The 19,755-nt window shown below is 64.4% G+C and carries 19 protein-coding genes; 11 read left to right on the forward strand and 8 right to left on the reverse strand.

All coding sequences use genetic code 11. The annotated features are described in order from the left end of the window. Positions 1–19 precede the first annotated feature (19 nt). Entirely contained in the window at positions 20–751 is a 732-nt protein-coding gene (locus tag ACJA3S_RS01780; RefSeq protein ID WP_406820672.1) for a phosphoribosyltransferase family protein, read from the reverse strand. 89 nt (positions 752–840) lie between these two features. Between ACJA3S_RS01780 and bioB the strand changes: the two genes are divergently transcribed. The 9 genes from bioB (at position 841) to ACJA3S_RS01825 (ending at position 11,357) form a co-directional block, all read left to right on the forward strand. Next, positions 841–1,899, forward strand: coding sequence for a biotin synthase BioB (bioB, locus tag ACJA3S_RS01785; RefSeq protein WP_170027915.1), 1,059 nt, complete (start codon positions 841–843; stop codon positions 1,897–1,899). Position 1,900: 1 nt separating this feature from the next. Continuing rightward, positions 1,901–3,073: an 8-amino-7-oxononanoate synthase gene (gene bioF, locus ACJA3S_RS01790; RefSeq protein ID WP_406820673.1), complete on the forward strand. Its 1,173-nt coding sequence runs from the start codon at positions 1,901–1,903 to the stop codon at positions 3,071–3,073. After that, positions 3,066–3,797, forward strand: coding sequence for an alpha/beta fold hydrolase (locus ACJA3S_RS01795; RefSeq protein ID WP_406820674.1), 732 nt, complete (start codon positions 3,066–3,068; stop codon positions 3,795–3,797). The genes bioF and ACJA3S_RS01795 overlap by 8 nt, the downstream gene beginning before the upstream one ends. Continuing rightward, the gene (gene bioC / locus ACJA3S_RS01800; RefSeq protein WP_406820675.1) at positions 3,790–4,608 is read left to right on the forward strand and encodes a malonyl-ACP O-methyltransferase BioC; all 819 of its coding nucleotides are present in this window, start codon (positions 3,790–3,792) and stop codon (positions 4,606–4,608) included. The genes ACJA3S_RS01795 and bioC overlap by 8 nt, the downstream gene beginning before the upstream one ends. Positions 4,609–4,618: 10 nt before the next feature. Continuing rightward, entirely contained in the window at positions 4,619–5,299 is a 681-nt protein-coding gene (gene bioD, locus ACJA3S_RS01805; protein WP_406820676.1) for a dethiobiotin synthase, read from the forward strand. A gap of 194 nt (positions 5,300–5,493) precedes the next feature. Beyond that, complete coding sequence (locus tag ACJA3S_RS01810) at positions 5,494–5,790, forward strand: pyrroloquinoline quinone biosynthesis protein PqqE (protein ID WP_406820677.1); 297 nt, start codon at positions 5,494–5,496, stop codon at positions 5,788–5,790. A gap of 286 nt (positions 5,791–6,076) precedes the next feature. Further along, complete coding sequence (locus ACJA3S_RS01815; RefSeq protein WP_170027921.1) at positions 6,077–7,882, forward strand: phenylacyl-CoA dehydrogenase; 1,806 nt, start codon at positions 6,077–6,079, stop codon at positions 7,880–7,882. A 290-nt stretch (positions 7,883–8,172) separates the two neighbouring features. Continuing rightward, positions 8,173–9,456, forward strand: a complete 1,284-nt coding sequence (locus ACJA3S_RS01820) for a diguanylate cyclase (RefSeq protein WP_170027922.1) — start codon at positions 8,173–8,175, stop codon at positions 9,454–9,456. Between the two features lie 122 nt (positions 9,457–9,578). Further along, on the forward strand, positions 9,579–11,357 hold the full coding sequence (locus ACJA3S_RS01825; protein WP_406820678.1) for an acyl-CoA dehydrogenase C-terminal domain-containing protein: 1,779 nt from the start codon (positions 9,579–9,581) through the stop codon (positions 11,355–11,357). 280 nt (positions 11,358–11,637) lie between these two features. On the opposite strand, the gene ACJA3S_RS01830 is transcribed toward ACJA3S_RS01825, so the two are convergent. Beyond that, entirely contained in the window at positions 11,638–12,561 is a 924-nt protein-coding gene (locus ACJA3S_RS01830; protein ID WP_170027924.1) for a LysR family transcriptional regulator, read from the reverse strand. Between the two features lie 210 nt (positions 12,562–12,771). Here ACJA3S_RS01830 and ACJA3S_RS01835 point away from each other — a divergent pair, with 210 nt between their 5' ends. Together ACJA3S_RS01835 and ACJA3S_RS01840 are read left to right on the forward strand one after the other, a co-directional pair. Next, positions 12,772–14,052 (forward strand): aspartate aminotransferase family protein, encoded by a 1,281-nt coding sequence (locus ACJA3S_RS01835; RefSeq protein ID WP_406820679.1) that lies wholly within the window; start codon positions 12,772–12,774, stop codon positions 14,050–14,052. 152 nt (positions 14,053–14,204) lie between these two features. After that, entirely contained in the window at positions 14,205–14,363 is a 159-nt protein-coding gene (locus tag ACJA3S_RS01840; RefSeq protein ID WP_009681539.1) for a YqaE/Pmp3 family membrane protein, read from the forward strand. Between the two features lie 133 nt (positions 14,364–14,496). Here ACJA3S_RS01840 and ACJA3S_RS01845 read toward each other — a convergent pair whose 3' ends face one another. The 6 genes from ACJA3S_RS01845 to pqqA form a co-directional block, all read right to left on the reverse strand. After that, the gene (locus ACJA3S_RS01845) at positions 14,497–16,317 is read right to left on the reverse strand and encodes an alpha/beta hydrolase family protein (RefSeq protein WP_406820680.1); all 1,821 of its coding nucleotides are present in this window, start codon (positions 16,315–16,317) and stop codon (positions 14,497–14,499) included. After that, the gene (gene pqqE / locus ACJA3S_RS01850; RefSeq protein WP_406820681.1) at positions 16,283–17,443 is read right to left on the reverse strand and encodes a pyrroloquinoline quinone biosynthesis protein PqqE; all 1,161 of its coding nucleotides are present in this window, start codon (positions 17,441–17,443) and stop codon (positions 16,283–16,285) included. The genes ACJA3S_RS01845 and pqqE overlap by 35 nt, the downstream gene beginning before the upstream one ends. Next, positions 17,415–17,690, reverse strand: a complete 276-nt coding sequence (pqqD, locus tag ACJA3S_RS01855; RefSeq protein ID WP_406820682.1) for a pyrroloquinoline quinone biosynthesis peptide chaperone PqqD — start codon at positions 17,688–17,690, stop codon at positions 17,415–17,417. The genes pqqE and pqqD overlap by 29 nt, the downstream gene beginning before the upstream one ends. Then, a complete protein-coding gene (pqqC, locus tag ACJA3S_RS01860; RefSeq protein WP_095116665.1) occupies positions 17,687–18,442 on the reverse strand; it encodes a pyrroloquinoline-quinone synthase PqqC in 756 nt (251 codons plus the stop codon). The genes pqqD and pqqC overlap by 4 nt, the downstream gene beginning before the upstream one ends. Positions 18,443–18,598: 156 nt before the next feature. Further along, entirely contained in the window at positions 18,599–19,510 is a 912-nt protein-coding gene (pqqB, locus tag ACJA3S_RS01865) for a pyrroloquinoline quinone biosynthesis protein PqqB (RefSeq protein WP_406820683.1), read from the reverse strand. Between the two features lie 79 nt (positions 19,511–19,589). After that, positions 19,590–19,661, reverse strand: coding sequence for a pyrroloquinoline quinone precursor peptide PqqA (gene pqqA / locus ACJA3S_RS01870; protein WP_003243383.1), 72 nt, complete (start codon positions 19,659–19,661; stop codon positions 19,590–19,592). Positions 19,662–19,755: the final 94 nt, after the last annotated feature.

Genomic DNA, 19,755 nt, shown 5'->3' on the forward strand with positions numbered 1-19,755 from the left:
AGCGATGGGGCCCCTGAGATCACACATGGCCCGGCTTGGGCGTGCGTGCCAGGCAATACACATCGACCTGCCGCGCCCCGGCCTTGCGTAGCACTTCGGCAACCGCCTGCGCGGTGGCGCCGGTGGTCAGCACGTCATCGACGATGGCGACATGCCTGCCCGTCAACTCGCCTGCCACGGCGAACGCCTGGCGCAAATTGCGCCGCCTTGCCGACGCATCCAGTTGCTGTTGTGCAGGCGTGTCGCGGGTGCGTGCCAGCAACCGTTCGTCGCAACGTATGCCGAGTTGTGCTGACAACCAGTGCGCCAACATGCCTGCCTGGTTGAAGCCGCGCGCGCGCAGTCGACGCCTGGCCAGGGGCACCGGCAACAGCAGGTCGGGCCGGGCCAGCCCTTCGGCGAAGCGATGCAGCAAGCCATGCCCGAGCATTTGCGCCATCAGCCGCCCCAGAGGCCACTGGCGCTTGTGCTTGAAGCGGCTGACCAGCGTGTCCACCGGAAAGCCGAAATGCCACAGCGCAACCACCCGCTCGAAAGCCGGCGCACGGCGGCTGCATTGCGCGCAAGTCAGGCCAGCCATTGGCATGGGCAGGGCGCAACGCAGGCATTGATCAACCAGCCAGGGCAGCTCCTGTTCGCAGGCGACGCACAACGGGTAGGCCTGCTCGGCACGTTCGTCGCACAATAAACACGTTTGGCTAATAATTAACCACTTGTAAACCAGCGTTTTCCACTGCGGTTGACAGTTCATAGGCCTTCCATGACTATGCGAGCTATCCGTGATGCGCTGGCGGGCTTTCCTGTCCCGGCGCCAGCTACAGCCTAAACAAGGAAACACCGATGAGCGCCAGCACAACTGCAACAACACGTCACGACTGGTCCCTGGCCGAGGTCAAGGCGCTGTTCCAGCAACCGTTCAATGACTTGCTGTTCCAGGCACAGACCGTGCACCGCGCGCACTTCGACCCGAACCGTGTGCAGGTTTCCACCTTGCTGTCGATCAAGACCGGCGCCTGCCCGGAAGATTGCAAATATTGTCCGCAGTCCGGCCACTACAACACCGGGCTGGAAAAACAGAAGCTGATGGAAGTGCAGAAGGTGCTGGAAGAAGCCGCACGCGCCAAGGCCATCGGCTCCACCCGCTTCTGCATGGGCGCGGCCTGGAAGCACCCGTCGGCCAAAGACATGCCCTACGTGCTGGAAATGGTCAAAGGCGTGAAGGCCATGGGCCTGGAAACCTGCATGACCCTCGGCAAGCTCGACCAGGAGCAGACCAAGGCCCTGGCCCAGGCCGGCCTGGATTACTACAACCACAACCTCGATACCTCGCCGGAGTTCTACGGCAGCATCATCACCACCCGCACCTACAGCGAGCGCCTGCAGACCCTGGCCTACGTACGTGATGCCGGGATGAAGATCTGTTCCGGCGGCATCCTCGGCATGGGCGAGTCGCTGGACGACCGCGCCGGCCTGCTGATCCAGCTGGCCAACCTGCCCGAGCACCCGGAGTCGGTACCGATCAACATGCTGGTCAAGGTCGCCGGCACGCCGTTGGCCGAGGAAGAGGACGTCGACCCGTTCGACTTCATCCGCATGCTGGCGGTGGCGCGTATCCTCATGCCCAAGTCGCACGTGCGCCTGTCCGCCGGCCGTGAGCAGATGAACGAACAGATGCAGGCCCTGGCCTTCATGGCCGGCGCCAACTCGATCTTCTACGGTGAAAAACTGCTGACCACTGCCAACCCGCAGGCCGACAAGGACATGCAACTGTTCGCACGCCTGGGCATCCAGCCCGAAGCACGTGAGGAACATGCCGACGAAGTGCACCAGGCAGCCATCGAGCAGGCGCTGGTCGAGCAGCGCAGCAGCGAGATGTTCTACAACGCCGCGTCTGCCTGAGATGGCCTTCGACCTGGCCGCGCGCCTGGCCGAACGGCGCGCCGCAGACCTGTATCGGCAGCGGCCACTGCTGCACAGCCCGCAAGGGCCGGAAGTGGTGGTCGACGGCCAGCCTTTGCTGGCCTTCTGCAGCAATGATTACCTGGGCCTGGCCAACCACCCGCAGGTGATTGCCGCCTGGCAGGCCGGCGCCGAGCGCTGGGGTGTCGGTGGTGGCGCCTCGCACCTGGTGGTCGGCCACAGCACCCCGCATCACCAGGTGGAAGAGGCCTTGGCCGAACTCACCGAGCGCCCGCGCGCGCTGCTGTTCTCCACCGGCTACATGGCCAACCTGGGCGCCATCACTGCGCTGGTGGGGCAGGGTGACACGGTACTGCAGGACCGTTTGAACCACGCTTCGCTGCTGGATGGCGGGCTGCTCAGCGGGGCCCGTTTCAGCCGCTACCTGCACAACGACCCGGCCAGCCTGGCCAGCCGCCTGGACAAGGCGGTCGGCAACACCCTGGTGGTGACCGATGGCGTGTTCAGCATGGACGGTGACCTGGCCGACCTGCCGGCACTGGCCGCTGTCGCCAAGGCGCGCGGCGCGTGGCTGATGGTCGACGATGCCCATGGCCTGGGCACCCTCGGCAACCAGGGCGGCGGTATCGTCGAGCACTTCGGCCTGGGCGTGGATGAGGTTCCGGTGTTGATTGGCACGCTGGGCAAGGCGTGCGGTACCGCCGGTGCCTTTGTCGCTGGCAGCGAAGAACTGATCGAGGCGCTGGTGCAATTCGCCCGCCCCTACATCTACACCACCAGCCAGCCACCGGCGCTGGCCTGCGCCACGCTGAAAAGCCTGGAACTGCTGCGCCGCGAAACCTGGCGCCGCGAGCACCTGGCGGCGTTGATTCGCCAGTTCCGCGAAGGCGTACGGCAGATCGGGCTGCAATTGATGGACAGCCCGACGCCGATTCAGCCGATCGTCATCGGCGACAGCGCGCAGGCCCTGCGCCTGTCGCGCATGCTGCGCGAGCGCGGCCTGCTGGTGACGGCCATCCGCCCGCCTACTGTACCGGCGGGTAGCGCACGCCTGCGGGTGACCTTGAGCGCCGCCCACAGTGAGGCGCAGGTGCAGCTATTGTTGAATGCATTGGCCGAGTGTTATCCACAGTTGGAGAACGCTGATGCGTAATCGCCTTGTTCTGTTGCCCGGCTGGGGCCTGGGCACTGCCTCCCTGGAGCCGCTGGCCGCCAGCCTGCGCGGCCAGGACGCCCGCCTGCAGGTAGAGCTGATGCCCCTGCCGGAGCTGCCTCACAGCGATGTCCAGGCTTGGATCGAGCACCTCGATCGCAAGCTGCCGAACGATGTCTGGCTGGGCGGCTGGTCGTTCGGCGGGATGCTGGCCAGCGCCCTGGCGCACAAGCGCGGCGACCACTGCTGTGGCCTGCTGACCCTGGCCAGCAACCCTAGTTTCGTCGTGCGCCCGGGCTGGCCCCACGGCATGGCCGAAGATACCTTCGGCACCTTCCTCGACGGCTGCCGTAGCCATCCCCAGGTCACCCTCAAGCGGTTCCGTACGCTATGCAGCGACGGTGCCCAGCAACCCCGTACCCTGCTGCGCCAGTTGGGTATCGGCGTGCCGGACACCGACCCGTTGTACCTGGCCACTGGCCTGGAAGTGCTGGCCAAGCTGGATACCCGCGAAGCCCTGCAGGCCTACGCCGGCCCGCAGCTGCACCTGTTCGCCGGCAGCGACGCACTGGTGCCGGCAGAAGCGGCTAAAGCCCTGAGTGAGCTGTTGCCTGATGTGGAAGTGGGCCTGGTCGAAGACAGTTCCCACGCGTTCCTGCTGGAGTACCCGCAGGAGCTGGCGGCGGGCATCAAGAGTTTCCTGCATGAGAGTGGCGATGACTGACCTTTCCCGTCCGACCCTGCCTGGCGCACTGCCCGACAAGCGCCAGGTGGCGGCTTCGTTCTCCCGCGCGGCGGCCAGCTATGACAGCGTGGCGGCGCTGCAGCGTGCCGTGGGCCTGAACCTGCTGGCGCAGTTGCCGCAAGGCCTGCAGCCGTCGCGCTGGCTGGACCTGGGCAGCGGCACCGGTCACTTCAGCCGGGCGCTGGCCGAGCGTTTCGCCGCCGCCAGCGGCGTGGCGGTGGATATCGCCGAAGGCATGCTGCGCCATGCGCGCAATGAGCAAGGTGGGGCGCACTATCACGTCGCTGGCGATGCCGAGCGCTTGCCGTTGCGGGATGCCAGCGTCGACCTGGTGTTTTCCAGCCTGGCGGTGCAATGGTGCGACCAGTTTGCCAGCGTGCTGGCAGAAGCGCGGCGGGTATTGCGACCGGGCGGTGTGCTGGCCTTCAGTAGCCTGTGCGTGGGTACCCTGGATGAACTGCGCGCCAGTTGGCAGGCGGTGGATGGCCTGGTGCATGTGAACCGCTTCCGTCGCTTCGAAGACTACCAGCGGCTGTGTGCGGCCAGCGGCCTCGAGCAACTTGAACTGCAGCGTTGCCCACATGTGCTGCACTACCCTGATGTGCGCAGCCTGACCCACGAACTGAAGGCCCTGGGTGCGCACAACCTGAACCCGGGGCGGCCGTCCGGGTTGACGGGCCGGGCGCGCATGCAGGGCTTGCTGCAGGCCTACGAGGCGTTTCGCCAGCCTCAAGGGCTGCCAGCCACTTATCAAGTGGTCTATGGTGTGTTGCGCAAGACACAGGCGTGAGGGGAGCGAGATGAGCCAGGCCTATTTCATAGCCGGTACCGATACCGACGTTGGCAAGACCACCATCGCTGCCGGGCTGTTGCATGCGGCGCGCCTGCAAGGCTTGAGTACGCTGGGGGCCAAACCGGTGGCGTCGGGTTGCACGATGACGGCGAAAGGGCTGCGCAACAGCGATGCCCAGGCGCTGATCGACGAAAGCTCGATCAAGCTGCCCTACGAGCAGGTCAACCCGTTTGCCTTCGAACCGGCTATCGCACCCCATGTGGCAGCGCGTGAGGCGCGGGTAACCCTTGCGGTACCGGAGCTGCTCGCGGCGATGCGCAATGTGCTGCAACAGAATGCCGATTTCACCCTGATCGAAGGGGCCGGTGGCTGGCGCGTGCCGTTGTCGGGGCAGGCCAACCTGTCCGACCTGGCCATTGCCCTCAAGCTGCCGGTGATCCTCGTAGTGGGGGTGCGGCTGGGGTGCATCAGCCATGCCCTGCTCAGCGCCGAGGCGATCGCCCGCGACGGGCTACAACTGGTGGGATGGGTGGCGAACATCATCGAACCCCGTACTTCGCGGCTGGAAGAGAACCTGGCCAGCCTGGCTGAGCGTTTGCCGGCGCCTTGCCTGGGGCGGGTGCCCAAGCTCAAGCAGGCCAGCGCTGATATGGTGGCCGAGCATCTGCAGCTGGATCTGCTGGATTAGGCGGTTTCAGGCCAGGCCCCTTCGCGGGCACGCCCGCTCCGGCAGGTACTGCGCTGGGTTCAGGTAATTGGGCTACCAGATATACCCAAGGCCTATCGAATGGCACCAGGCCATTAGGGATTTAAACGGGCCTTTTTGTGCCCGGCCTGCTTTAATTGGGCCTGTTCTTCATCCAGCGTCAATGGAGTCCTGACATGGAAATCACCGGTAGCTCCGCCTTCTACGCGGGCCTGAGCGCAATCCAGACCGGCCAGAACCGCGTCGATCAGGCCGCCAGCCAGATTGCCAATACCACCGCCGAACGTTCTGCCACCAGCCAGTCCAGCGACTTCCAGGCTGAACGCTTGCGCGCGGTCGACCGCAGCCAGCAGATGGACCTCGCCACCAGCACCGTGCAATTGGCCGTGGGCAAACATGAGGTCGAGCTTGGCGTGAAGATCGCCAAGGCATCCGACGAAATGCTCGGCCGGTTCATCGATACCTACGCCTGATCGCCGCCACCCACCCCCGAATCAACGCCTGCATCCCGGTGGGAGCGGGTTTGCCCGCGTTTGCTTCAGCCCAGACATCTGTTTTCTAGGCCGGCTTTTTCGCGGGTAAGCCCATTCCTGCAGGAGTCATGGCATGCGATGGCGTATTTGCCATTTTTCGTGGCGTAAATGGCACCATAGTCCATTCTTGACATACGACGGAGCTAAACGTAAGTTTCAAACAACTGTTTGATCGACGCCGGTTGGCGCGCGTCACCCCACAGAACTCACCTAGAGGTTCATCGCAATGCCTGACTACAAAGCCCCCTTGCGTGATATCCGCTTCGTTCGCGACGAACTGCTCGGCTATGAGGCGCACTATCAGAGCCTGCCGGGTTGCCAGGACGCCACGCCCGACATGGTCGACGCGATCCTTGAAGAAGGCGCGAAGTTCTGTGAGCAGGTGCTGTCGCCGCTGAACCGTGTGGGTGACCAGGAAGGCTGCACCTGGAGCGAATCGGGCGTGAAAACCCCGACTGGCTTCAAAGAGGCCTACCAGCAGTTCGTCGAAGGCGGCTGGCCGAGCCTGGCGCATGATGTCGAGCATGGCGGCCAGGGCCTGCCGGAGTCGCTGGGCCTGGCCCTGAGCGAAATGGTCGGTGGCGCGAACTGGTCGTGGGGCATGTATCCTGGCCTGTCCCATGGCGCGATGAACACCATTTCCGCGCACGGTACCCCTGAGCAGCAGCACACCTACCTGACCAAGCTGGTCTCCGGCGAGTGGACCGGCACCATGTGCCTGACCGAACCGCACTGCGGTACCGACCTGGGCATGCTGCGCACCAAGGCCGAGCCCCAGGCCGACGGCAGCTACAAGGTGTCGGGTACCAAGATCTTCATCTCCGCCGGTGAGCACGACATGGCCGACAACATCGTCCATATCGTCCTGGCCCGCCTGCCGGATGCACCGGCCGGCACCAAGGGTATCTCGCTGTTCATCGTGCCGAAGTTCCTGCCTGACGCCGAAGGCGGCGTGGGTGAGCGCAACGGCGTCAGCTGCGGCTCGATCGAGCACAAGATGGGCATCCACGGCAACGCTACCTGCGTGATGAACTTCGACGGCGCCACCGGCTTCCTGATCGGCCCGGCCAACAAAGGCCTGAACTGCATGTTCACCTTCATGAACACCGCCCGGCTGGGTACCGCACTGCAAGGCCTGGCGCATGCCGAAGTGGCCTTCCAGGGCGGCCTGAAGTACGCCCGTGAGCGCCTGCAGATGCGTTCGCTGACTGGCCCGAAAGCACCGGACAAGGCGGCTGACCCGATCATCGTCCACCCCGACGTGCGGCGCATGCTGCTGACCATGAAGGCCTTCGCCGAAGGCAACCGTGCAATGGTGTACTTCACCGCCAAGCAAGTGGATATCGTCAAGTACAGCCAGGATGAAGAGGAGCGCAAGAAGGCCGACGCCCTGCTGGCCTTCCTCACCCCGATCGCCAAGGCGTTCATGACCGAAGTCGGCTTCGAGGCCGCCAACCACGGCGTGCAAATCTACGGCGGCCACGGTTTCATCGCCGAGTGGGGCATGGAGCAGAACGTGCGCGACAGCCGTATCTCCATGCTGTACGAAGGCACCACCGGCATCCAGGCCCTGGACCTGCTTGGGCGCAAGGTGCTGATGACCCAGGGCGAAGCGCTGAAGGGCTTCACCAAGATCGTGCACAAGTTCTGCCAGGCGCAGGAAGGCAACGATGCGGTGAAGGAGTTCGTCGAACCGCTGGCGGCGCTGAACAAGGAATGGGGCGAGCTGACCATGAAAGTGGGCATGGCCGCCATGAAGGACCGTGAAGAGGTGGGCGCGGCCTCGGTCGACTACCTGATGTATTCCGGTTATGCCTGCCTGGCCTACTTCTGGGCTGACATCGCCCGCCTGGCCGCCGAGAAGCTGGCTGCCGGCACCAGCGAAGAGGCGTTCTACACCGCCAAGCTGCAGACCGCGCGCTTCTACTTCCAGCGTATCCTGCCGCGTACCCGCACCCATGTGGCAGCGATGCTGTCGGGTGCCGACAACCTGATGGCGATGGACGAAGAAAGCTTCGGCCTGTCCTACTGATCCGGCGGTTGTAACTGAAACCCGCCTGCCCTCACCGGCAGGCGGGTTTTTTTGTATCTCAGGCCCCGGCGCGGTGCCTTTGCAGGAGCGGCCTGGTGTCGCGGTCGAGTGGCAAGGCAGCCCCGCTGATCGTTGCTTGGCGGGAATCGTGGGGCCGCTTCGCGCCCCGATCGCGACACACGGCCGCTCCTGCAAGGGCGGTATCCGATTTGAAATTCAACTGTTCATGTGCACTGCCGATGAAGTATGGGCACAATGCCACCATTGATCTGCCGGGTTGGAGATTACCCTTGCTTCGTCTTAATGCTGTTCGCGCGAGCCACTTCCTGCCTTCGCTGATTCTGTTGCTGGCTGGCCTCGCCGCGGCTTATGTGAGAGACCTCAGTGTCTTTTTCACATCGCTGTTCAATGTCCTGCCCACCTTGGTCCTGCTGCTGGGCGGCGCCTATTGCGCGGTATACCGTCGTCAACGCGAGCTGTTCCTGATGCTCACGGTCTATATCGCCTACTTCCTGCTCGACACCCAGACCGACTTCTACCGTGACCATGGCCGCGTACGCGAGGATGCGGCGTTGGTCTTCCACCTGGTGTGCCTGTTGTTGCCTGCCCTGTTCGGGCTGTATGGCGCCTGGCAGGAGCGCACCCACCTGCTGCAGGACCTGGTCGCCCGTGGCGCCGTGCTGTTTGCCGTGGGCAGCGTGGCCCTGGCCCTTGAGCAAAGCTACCCCGAAGCGCTGCTGACCTGGTTGGCGGAAATCCGTTGGCCATCCCTGCATGGCCAGTGGATGAGCCTGATCCAGATGGTCTACCCACTGTTCCTTTGCGTGTTGATCCTGCTGGTGGTGCAGTACCTGCGCGCTCCGCGACCGCTGCACGCCGCGTTGATCTCGGGCCTGCTGGGTATTTTCTGGATGCTGCCGCAAACCTTCATCCTGCCGTTCACCCTGAACATCATGTGCAGCCAGGTGATGCTGATGATCGCCGCGGCGGTGGCCCACGAGGCCTACCAGATGGCCTTCCGCGACGAGCTGACCGGGCTGCCGGGGCGCCGCGCGCTGAACGAGCGCATGCAACGCCTGGGGCGCAACTACGTGATCGCCATGACCGATGTGGACCACTTCAAGAAGTTCAACGACACCCACGGTCACGATGTCGGCGACCAGGTGCTGCGCCTGGTCGCCAGCCGCCTGTCCAAGGTGACCGGTGGTGGCCGGGCCTACCGTTATGGTGGCGAGGAGTTCGCCCTGGTGTTCGCTGGCAAGACCGCCGAAGAATGCGTGCCGCACGTTGAGGCGGTGCGCGAGGTGATCGCCAATTACGTGATGCACCTGCGCGACCAGCATAGCCGCCCGCAGGACGATACCGCCGGGCGCCAACGGCGTGCAGGCAGCAGCGGTGGGACGGTGTCGGTCACCATCAGCATCGGCGTCGCCGAGCGCCAGGCCGAGCATCGCAACCCCGAGGCTGTGCTGAAATCTGCCGACCAGGCGCTGTATAGCGCAAAGAGCGCAGGGCGCAATTGTGTCATGGTGCACGGGCAGCAATCGCAGCGTGGCGCGGTGCGCATGGCGTGACCGAAACTGACTATGTGGTCTAGTGATGACCCTATGTGTCGTAAAAGTTGTTCGGTTACACTGCTCGTTACCCAGTGTCGCGGTTCCCCGAGACCGCCCCGACCGACTAGCGAGAGGTTGTCATGGCTGAATATAAAGCGCCCGTGCGCGACATGCGCTTCGTACTGAATGAAGTCTTCAACGTGGCCGAGCAGTGGGCGCAGTTGCCCGGGTTGGCCGAGGTTGTCGATGCCGACACCGCCATGGCGGTGCTCGAAGAAGCCGGCAAGGTCACCGCCAGGTCCATCGCGCCGCTCAGCCGCGCCGCCGATGAAGAGGGCTGCCACTGGGACAATGGTGCCGTACGCACCCCGGCCGGTTTCATCGACGCCTACAACACCTACGCCGAAGGTGGCTGGGTGGGCGTGGGCGGCGACCCGTTGTTCGGCGGCATGGGCATGCCCAAGGCCATTTCGGCCCAGGTCGAAGAAATGGTCAACGCCTCCAGCCTGGCGTTCGGCCTTTACCCGATGCTGACCGCTGGTGCCTGCCTGTCGATCAATGCCCACGCCAGTGAAGCACTGAAGGAAAAGTACCTGCCGAACATGTACGCCGGTGTGTGGGCGGGCTCCATGTGCCTGACCGAGCCGCACGCCGGTACCGACCTGGGCATCATCCGCACCAAGGCCGAGCCACAGGCCGACGGCAGCTATAAAGTCAGCGGCACCAAGATCTTCATCACCGGTGGCGAGCACGACCTGACCGAGAACATCATCCACCTGGTACTGGCCAAGCTGCCAGATGCACCGGCGGGGCCGAAAGGCATTTCGCTGTTCCTGGTGCCGAAGTTCCTGGTCAATGAAGACGGCAGCCTCGGCGCGCGCAACCCAGCCACCTGCGGCTCCATCGAGCACAAGATGGGCATCCAGGCTTCTGCCACCTGCGTGATGAACTTCGACGAAGCCGTCGGTTACCTGGTCGGCGAGCCGAACAAGGGCCTGGCGGCGATGTTCACCATGATGAACTACGAGCGCCTGGGCGTGGGTATCCAGGGCCTGGCCTCGGCCGAACGCTCCTACCAGAACGCCGTGGAATACGCCCGCGAGCGCCTGCAGAGCCGCGCCCCGACCGGGCCGCAAGCCAAGGACAAGGCCGCCGACCCGATCATCGTCCACCCCGATGTGCGCCGCATGTTGCTGACCATGAAGGCACTGATCGAAGGTGGCCGAGCCTTCTCCACCTACGTGGCCATGCAGCTGGACAGTGCCAAGTACAGCGAGGACGCCGGCGTGCGCAAGCGCAGCGAGGAACTGGTGGCATTGCTGACGCCGGTAGCCAAGGCCTTCCTTACCGACCTTGGCCTGGAGTGCGCGGTGCACGGCCAGCAGGTGTTCGGCGGGCATGGCTACATTCGCGAATGGGGGCAGGAGCAGTTGGTGCGCGATGTGCGTATCACGCAGATCTACGAAGGCACCAATGGCATCCAGGCCCTGGACCTGATGGGGCGCAAGGTGGTGGCCAGTGGTGGGGCGTACTACCGCCTGTTCTCCGACGAGATTCGCCAGTTCATTGCCAGTGCAGGTAACCAGCTGGAGGAATTCGCCAAGCCGTTGGCAGCCAGCCTCGACCAGCTCGACGGGCTGACCGAATGGGTACTGGAACAGGCCAAGGGCAACCCGAATGAAATCGGCGCGGCTTCGGTCGAGTACCTGCACGCCTTTGGCTACGTGGCCTACGCCTACATGTGGGCGTTGATGGCGCGGGCGGCGCAGGCCGGGGACGGGGATGAGGCGTTCTACGCCGGTAAGCTGGGTACGGCGCGGTTCTACTTTGCGCGGTTGTTGCCACGGGTGGATTCGCTGGTGGCTGCGGTGAAGGCGGGCAGTGAATCGCTGTACCTGCTGGATGCCGAGCAGTTCTGACAGGTCATGGGGCCGCGCAGCGGCCTCAATTCCCAACCAGCATGCGAAAAAACTGCTTGTGTAAGCCTTTTCCTACATGACGTGGTGACTTTTCACCACTGTTCTCACATTGGATCCACGGTTAATCTTTCCCACATGGACGTTGCGCAGGAAGCGCAAAGTACAGATCACGGAAGACAACGAAGGAACACCTGCCAGGATGGCGGGGCGATACGGATGTCACAGGGAAACAGTCTGGAAAACCCCGCTTAGGCGGGGTTTTCTTTGTGCGCGCGTTTTTTCAGGCGAGCACATCCAGTGGCGATGTCCCCAACAGGCGGGCGTCGGTTTCTTCCTCCAGCAGCGTGCGCAGCAGTTCCACTGAGGCCTGCTGGCGCTGGGCATCGCGAAACACCAAGCCCACCTTCAGCGGCACGCGCGGCTCGCTCAAAGGCTTCCACAACAACGCCTGGTCATCCTCGGCGGCCTCCTTGGCCCGGCCCGGCAGGATGGTCGCCAACGCCGTGTGCGCCAGGCTGTCGAGTATCCCGGCCATGTTGTTCATTTCCGCCTGTACCTGCGGCCGACGCCCCTGGCTGGCCAGCTGCGCCTGCCAGATCTGGCGGATCTGGAATTCTTCGCCCAGCATCAGCATGGGCAGCTCGGCGGCCTGGCGGATGGATACCTTCTTGAAGTCCTTCAGCGGGTGCGTCGCGGGGATGACCAACTGCAGCTCATCTTCATACAGCAACAGGCCATGCAGCCCCGGCTGGCGTGGCGGCAGGTAACTGATGCCGATGTCCAGGCTGCCGTTGAGCAGGCGCCGCTCGATTTCCAGCCCCGACAATTCGTAGATCTGCACCACAAGGTGCGGCTGTGCCCTGCGCAGGCGTTCGAGCAGTTGTGGTACGAGGCTGGGGCGCACGGTCTGCAGCACGCCGATGGCCAGGGTGCGCAACGACTGGCCCTTGAAGTTGCGCATGGCCTCGTGGGCGCGCTGCAGGCCGTCGAGCAGCGGCAGGGCATGGTTGTACAGGGTATGCGCAGCCAGGGTCGGCAGCAGGCGCTTGTTGCTGCGCTCGAACAGGCTCAGGTCGAGGCTGTGCTCCAGCTGGCGGATCTGTTGCGACAGCGCCGGCTGGGACAGTGACAGGCGCTCGGCGGCGCGGCCCACGTGACCCTCTTCATACACCGCGACGAAATAACGCAGTTGGCGGAAATCCATAAGTGATACTTATCGAAAATGCTGAAAAAACGAAATGGCCGAAACCCCCTGCGAGGCCTAGTCTATCGCTGTATTCCAAAGGGTTACAGCGATGAATGAATCGATTGTTACCCTGGATGAAAAACACTTTTGATAGGAAAGGCAAAATATCGAGTGACGGCATCCAGGCCGCACCGACAACGCCTTCTTCCGTGACTGGTTGGAGCCCTGATGAACCTGTTCAAGCTGCGCCGCCCGGCCCTTTCCGCCGTCGCCGAGCCCAAGCGTGCGCCGGTGAGCGTAGCGGAAGCGGCGCAGCTGTCGCATGAACGGCTGATGCCTGGCAGCGAACGCGCAGCGCAGGTTTTCGTACGTGGCCAGGGTTCCTGGCTGTGGGACAACGATGGGCATGCCTACCTGGACTTCACCCAGGGCGGCGCGGTCAACAGCTTGGGGCACAGCCCCAGCGTGCTGGTCAAGGCGCTGGGCAACCAGGCCCAGGCGCTGATCAACCCGGGTTCGGGTTTCTACAGCCGTGGCTTGCTGGAGTTGGCCGACCGCCTGTGCCAGAGCACCGGCAGCGACCAGGCCTACCTGCTCAACAGTGGTGCTGAAGCGTGCGAGGGCGCGATCAAGCTGGCGCGCAAGTGGGGCCAGCGGCACCGCAACGGCGCCTATCACATCATCACCGCCAGCCAGGCGTGCCACGGCCGTAGCCTGGGTGCGCTGTCGGCATCCGACCCACTGCCGTGCAATCGTTGCGAGCCCGGCCTCCCCGGCTTCAGCAAGGTGCCGTTCAACGACCTGGCGGCGCTGCACGCCGAGGTCAACTCACGCACCGTGGCGATCATGCTGGAGCCGATCCAGGGCGAGGCGGGTGTCATCCCGGCGACGCAGGAATACCTCAAGGGGGTGGAAACCCTGTGCCGCGAGCTGGGCATCCTGCTGATCCTCGACGAAGTGCAGACCGGCATCGGCCGCTGTGGTGCGCTGCTGGCCGAAGAAACCTACGGCGTGCGTGCCGACATCGTCACCTTGGGCAAAGGCCTGGGGGGTGGTGTGCCCCTGGCAGCGTTGCTGGCCCGGGGCACGGCGTGCTGCGCCGAACCTGGCGAACTGCAGGGCAGCCACCATGGCAATGCGCTGGTGTGCGCGGCAGGCCTGGCCGTGCTGAATGCAGTGCTGGAGCCTGGCTTCTTTGCCCAGGTGCAGGACAACGGCCGTCACCTGCGCGAAGGCCTGAGCCGCCTGGCCGGGCGTTACGGCCAAGGGGAAGTGCGCGGGCAGGGCCTGCTGTGGGCACTGCAGCTGAAAGAGAGCCTGGCCCAGGAGCTGGTGAGTGCGGCCCTGCACGAAGGCCTGCTGCTCAGCGCGCCACAGGCGGATGTGGTGCGCTTCTCGCCGGCCCTGACCGTGAGCAAGGGCAACATCGACGAAATGTTGCTACGCCTGGCTCGCGCCTTTGCCCGCCTGCACGCCCGCCAGCAGGCGCGTCGGGAAATGCCTGCATAGCGGGTTGGCGAAACCGAGAATTCTACGAACCGTCTGGCGTTCCTGCGCATCGCCCCTGGCCTGTTTCATTCGGCCCGGGGCGTTTTTTTTGCGCGTGGAACCTCTGTGGCGGGTGGCTAGTCTGTGAGGTAACCCCTTCAGGAGAGACTCGCATGGATTTCATACGCATCATCATCGCCATCATCCTGCCGCCGCTGGGGGTGTTCCTGCAGGTGGGGTTCGGCGGGGCGTTCTGGCTGAACATTCTGCTGACCCTGCTGGGTTACATTCCGGGGATCGTGCATGCGGTGTATATCATCGCCAAGCGCTGAGGCCTTCTGGGGCTGCTTTGCAGCCCATCGCGACGCAAGGCCGCTCCTACAGGTGCAGTGCCATATTTGGATTTACGCGATCCCTGTAGGAGCGGCCTTGTGTCGCGATGGGCCGCAAAGCGGCCCCCGAATCTCAACCCCCCAACACCCGACAATAGAACTTCCACTCTTCTTCCAGCGCGTGCGCCAGGTTCTCGGCCTTGCGGAAGCCATGCCGCTCGCCAGCATAGAAGTGCCCTTCGGCCTCGATCCCGTTGGCTTGTAACGCCGCCAGCATCGAGCGCGTCTGCTCCGGCACCACCACCGCATCCAGTTCGCCCTGGAAGAAAATCACCGGCACCCGGATCTGCCCGGCATGCAGCAGCGGCGTGCGCTGGCGATAACGCTCGGCGTCTTGTTGCGGGTCACCGATCAGCCAGTCCAGGTAGTCGCCCTCGAACTTGTGCGTGGCGCGGCCAAGCGCCAGCGGGTCGCTGACCCCGTACAGGCTGGCGCCGGCGCGGAATACATCATGAAACGCCAAGGCGCACAGCGTGGTATAGCCACCGGCGCTGCCGCCGCGGATGAACGCCTTGCTGCGGTCGATAAAGCCCCGTGCCGCCAGGTGCTCGACGGCCGCACAGGCATCGGCCACATCGCTTTCTCCCCAGCGCAGGTGCAAGGCCTGGCGGTATTCCCGACCGTAGCCGGAGCTGCCCCGGTAGTTGAGGTCGGCCACGGCGAAGCCACGCTGGGTCCAGTACTGCACGCGCGGGTCGAGCACCGGATAACACGCCGAGGTCGGCCCGCCATGGATGAACACCACCAGTGGCGTGGCCCCTTGCGAGCGGGCTGCCGGATAGAAAAAAACGTGCGCCTGGTGGCCGTCACCGCCATAGTGGATCGGCTGTGGCAGGCTGATATGCGTGGCCGCAAGCACTTGTGCACCACCGGCCAGAACGCTGACTTGGTGGTTGCTGCGGTCGATGCTGATGACGGCCGGCGGACTTATCGGCGAAGCAGCGATGGCGTACAGGTGGTCGGCGTCCATGGCCAGGCTGCGAAAGCGCGTATAGGCACTGGCGAATCGCTCCAGGCCATCGGCGGTGCGTAGCCCCAGTTGCCCAAAGCCGTCTTCGAACCAGCTGGCCAGGTAACTCTGCTGCCCCAATGGCAACCAGGTGCTCGCACCCAATTGCCAGGGGGCGGCAGCATGGTCTGCCGGCTCGGCAGGCAGCGCCTGCCAACCACCATCAAGCTCACCCCAAGGCTGCCAGAAGCCGTTACGGTCGGACAGGCAGTAAAGCCGGCCTTGGGCATCGAAGCGTGGTTGCTGCAGCGACTCGTCGGCACCGGCCACACACTGCGCGGGCCCCCAGTGGCCGCTGTTGTCACGCGTGCGGCACATCAGCCGGGTGACCGTCCAGGGCTGCGCCGGGCGGTCCCATTCGATCCACGCCAGGCGCTGGCCATCGGCACTCACGGTGGGCGAGGCGTAGAAGTCGGCGCCTTCCGCAAGCACCTGCCGGCTTCGTTCTGCCAGGGCAACCAGTCGATGCTCGACCCGTTCGCCATGCCGCTCTTCGACCGCCAGCACCAGGCCGGCGTGCCACTGCAGGTCGCCGTAGCGGCAATTCACATCGTGGCTCAGGGCCCGTGGCGCTGCTGCTGCCAGGCCTTGGGTGTAGACCTGCTGGTCCTTTTCGTTGACGAACAGCAACCCGTCACCGCCCAGGCAGAAACTCCCCCCACCGTACTCATAGACCCGGCTGCGCACGCTGAAACCATCAGGTGTCACGCAGCGGGCCTGCTGGTGCTGCCAATGCCAGATGCGGCACGCGCCATCGGCGGGGCGGAACTCGTTCCAGAACAGCCCGGCAGCGCTGACCTTGAGTTCGGCGAAGTCGGTGCCGGCCGCGACTGCCTGGGCCGCACTGAATTCAGCCGCGGGCGATGACACGGGAGTTTCGCTCATTGCGGAAGGTCATCTGTTCAATCGTGAGCTGGGCGCTTTCCGCCTCCTCGCGGGCCTTGAGGATGACGCCGTGGTCGGCCGACTTGGCGCACACCGGGTCGGCGTTGCTGGCATCGCCGGTGAGCATGAAGGCCTGGCAGCGGCAGCCGCCGAAGTCCTTTTCCTTCTCGTCGCAGGAACGGCAGGGTTCGCGCATCCATTCATAGCCACGGAAGCGGTTGAAACCGAACGAGTCGTACCAGATATGGCGCAGGTCGTGGTCGCGCACGTTGGGGAACTGCACCGGCAACTGGCGCGCGCCGTGGCACGGCAGCGCGGTGCCGTCCGGGGTGATGGTAAGGAACAGGCTACCCCAGCCGTTCATGCAGGCCTTGGGGCGTTCTTCGTAGTAGTCCGGGGTGACGAAGATCAGCTTGCACGGGTTGCCTTCGGCCTTGAGCTTGTCGCGGTACTCGTTGGTGATGCGTTCGGCCCGTTCGAGCTGCGCACGGGTCGGCAGCAGGCCCAGGCGGTTGAGGTGGGCCCAGCCGTAGAACTGGCAGGTGGCGAGTTCGACGAAGTCCGCTTCCAGGGCGATGCACAGCTCGATGATGCGGTCGATCTTGTCGATATTGTGCCGGTGGGTGACGAAGTTGAGCACCATCGGGTAGCCGTGGGCCTTCACCGCACGGGCCATTTCCAGCTTCTGCGCAAAGGCTTTCTTCGAGCCGGCCAACAGGTTGTTCACCTGCTCGTCACTGGCCTGGAAGCTGATCTGGATGTGGTCCAGGCCAGCCTTCTTGAAGTCGGCGATGCGCGCCTCGGTCAAGCCGATGCCCGAGGTGATCAGGTTGGTGTAGTAACCCAGCCGGCGCGCCTCGCCGATCAGCTCGGCGAGGTCCTGGCGCACCAGCGGCTCGCCGCCGGAAAAGCCGATTTGCGCGGCGCCCATTTCCCGCGCTTCGGCCATCACCTTGAACCACTGCGCGGTGCTCAGCTCCTGGCCCTGGGCGGCGAAGTCCAGCGGGTTGGAGCAGTACGGGCATTGCAGCGGGCAGCGGTAGGTCAGCTCGGCCAACAGCCACAGCGGCAGGCCGACTGCGGGCGTGGGTGGTAACTCAGGCGAGGACGATCCAGTGTTCGGCACGGGCCACCTCCATGAACTGCTCGATGTCGTCGGCCACTTGCGGGACACCGGGGAACTGTTGTTCGAGTTCGGCAATGATCGCGGCGACGTCGCGCTGGCCGTCGATCAGGTCTCCGATCAGGGCTGCGCTGTCGTTGAGCTTGATCATGCCCTCGGGGTAAAGCAACACATGGCCCTTTTGCGCCGGTTCGTACTGGAAGCGGTAGCCGGGGCGCCAGTTCGGCACTTGATTACGATCGAAACTCATAGGGTGATCCCTTTGTGCCACACCCGGTCCTGGGTGACGGAGTGATAGGGCGGGCGGTTCAGCTCGTAGGCCATGCTCATGGCGTCGAGCATGCTCCAGAGGATGTCCAGCTTGAACTGCAGGATCTCCAGCATACGCTCCTGGCCTGCGCGGGTGGTGTAGTGCTGCAGGGTAATCGCCAAGCCGTGCTCCACGTCACGCCGCGCCTGGCCCAGGCGGGTGCGGAAGTATTCGTAGCCGGCCGGGTCGATCCACGGGTAGTGCTGCGGCCAGCTGTCCAGGCGCGACTGGTGGATTTGCGGGGCGAACAGCTCGGTCAGCGAGCTGCTGGCCGCTTCCTGCCAGCTGGCTCGCCGGGCAAAGTTGACGTAGGCGTCCACGGCAAAACGTACGCCGGGCAGCACCAGCTCCTGCGAGCGCAGTTGGTCCGGGTCCAGGCCCACGGCCTGGCCCAGGCGCAGCCAGGCTTCGATACCGCCGTCTTCGCCGGGTGCGCCATCATGGTCGAGCAGGCGCTGGATCCACTCGCGGCGTACTTCGCGGTCCGGGCAGTTGGCCAGGATCGCGGCGTCCTTCATCGGGATGTTGACCTGGTAGTAGAAGCGGTTGGCCACCCAGCCCTGGATCTGTTCGCGGCTGGCGCGGCCCTGGTACATCGCCACGTGGTACGGGTGATGGATGTGGTAGTAGGCGCCCTTGGCGCGCAGGGCCTGCTCGAATTCGGCAGGGGACATTGGCAGTGCGTCGCTCATTCGGCTGGCTCCTGTATAGCTGAGTCTCGGCTCACCTCGCCCCCTGTGGGAGCGGGCATGCCCGCGAACACCGGCGAAGCCGGTGCCATACACCGTGTCGGATTTTTCGCGGGCATGCCCGCTCCCACAGGGTTTGTGTCACCTCAAGGGCTGTGCTTACAACTCGATACTCATGCCGTCGAAGGCCACTTCCACACCCCGGCGCAGCACTTCGGCACGCTCGGGCGAGTCTTCGTCGAGGATCGGGTTGGTGTTGTTGATGTGGATAAGTACCTTGCGCTGGCGCGGGAAGGCCTCGAGCACCTCCAGCATGCCGCCAGGGCCATTCTGCGCCAGGTGGCCCATTTCACGCCCGGTACGGGTGCCTACGCCACGGCGCTGCATTTCGTCATCTTCCCACAGGGTGCCGTCGACCAGCAGGCAGTCGGCGCCGTCCATCATCTTCAGCAGCGTGTCGTCCACCTGGCCCAGGCCGGGGGCATAGAACAGCTTGCCGCCGGTGCGGGTGTCCTCGACCAGCAAGCCAAGGTTGTCTCCCGGGTGCGGGTCGAAGCGGTGTGGCGAGTAGGGCGGTGCGGCGCTGCGCAGGGGGAACGGGGTGAAGCGCAGGTTGGGGCAGGCGTCGATCACGAAGCTGCCTTGCAGTTCGATGCGCTTCCATTGCAGGCCGCCGTTCCAGTGGCTGAGCATGTTGAACAGCGGAAAACCGGTGGTCAGGTCCTGGTGGACCATGTCGGTGCACCATACCTGGTGCGGGCAGCCTTCGCGCAGGCTGAGCAGGCCGGTGGTATGGTCGATCTGGCTGTCCAGCAGCACGATGGCGTTGATGCCGGTGTCACGCAGGGCGCGGGCCGGTTGCATCGGCGCAAAGGCCTGGAGCTGGGCGCGGATATCGGGCGAGGCATTGCACAGTACCCAGTGCACGCCGTCGTCCGACAGGGCAATGGACGACTGGGTGCGCGCCGTGGCCCGCAAGGTGCCGTCACGGTAGCCCTTGCAATTGACGCAGTTGCAGTTCCACTGAGGGAACCCGCCACCGGCGGCGGAACCGAGAACCTGGATATACATGGCCACTCTCTATGCAGAAAACCGTAGCGAATAAACGAAAACGCCCCGGCAGGCCGAGGCGTTGAACCGTAAGCCAGGCTTAGCGGTTGGCGAAGTACATGGTGACTTCGAAGCCGATGCGAAGATCAGTGTAAGCAGGTTTGGTCCACATGGAATTACTCCTTCCGGATGAGGGTTGGGTTTGTCAGCTAATACTAGGGTACCGCCATGGGCTGGAGGTTCCCTTGGATCGAGATTGCGCTATC

Source organism: Pseudomonas sp. KnCO4 (assembly GCF_045344305.1).
Taxonomy (GTDB): Bacteria; Pseudomonadota; Gammaproteobacteria; order Pseudomonadales; family Pseudomonadaceae; genus Aquipseudomonas; species Aquipseudomonas anuradhapurensis.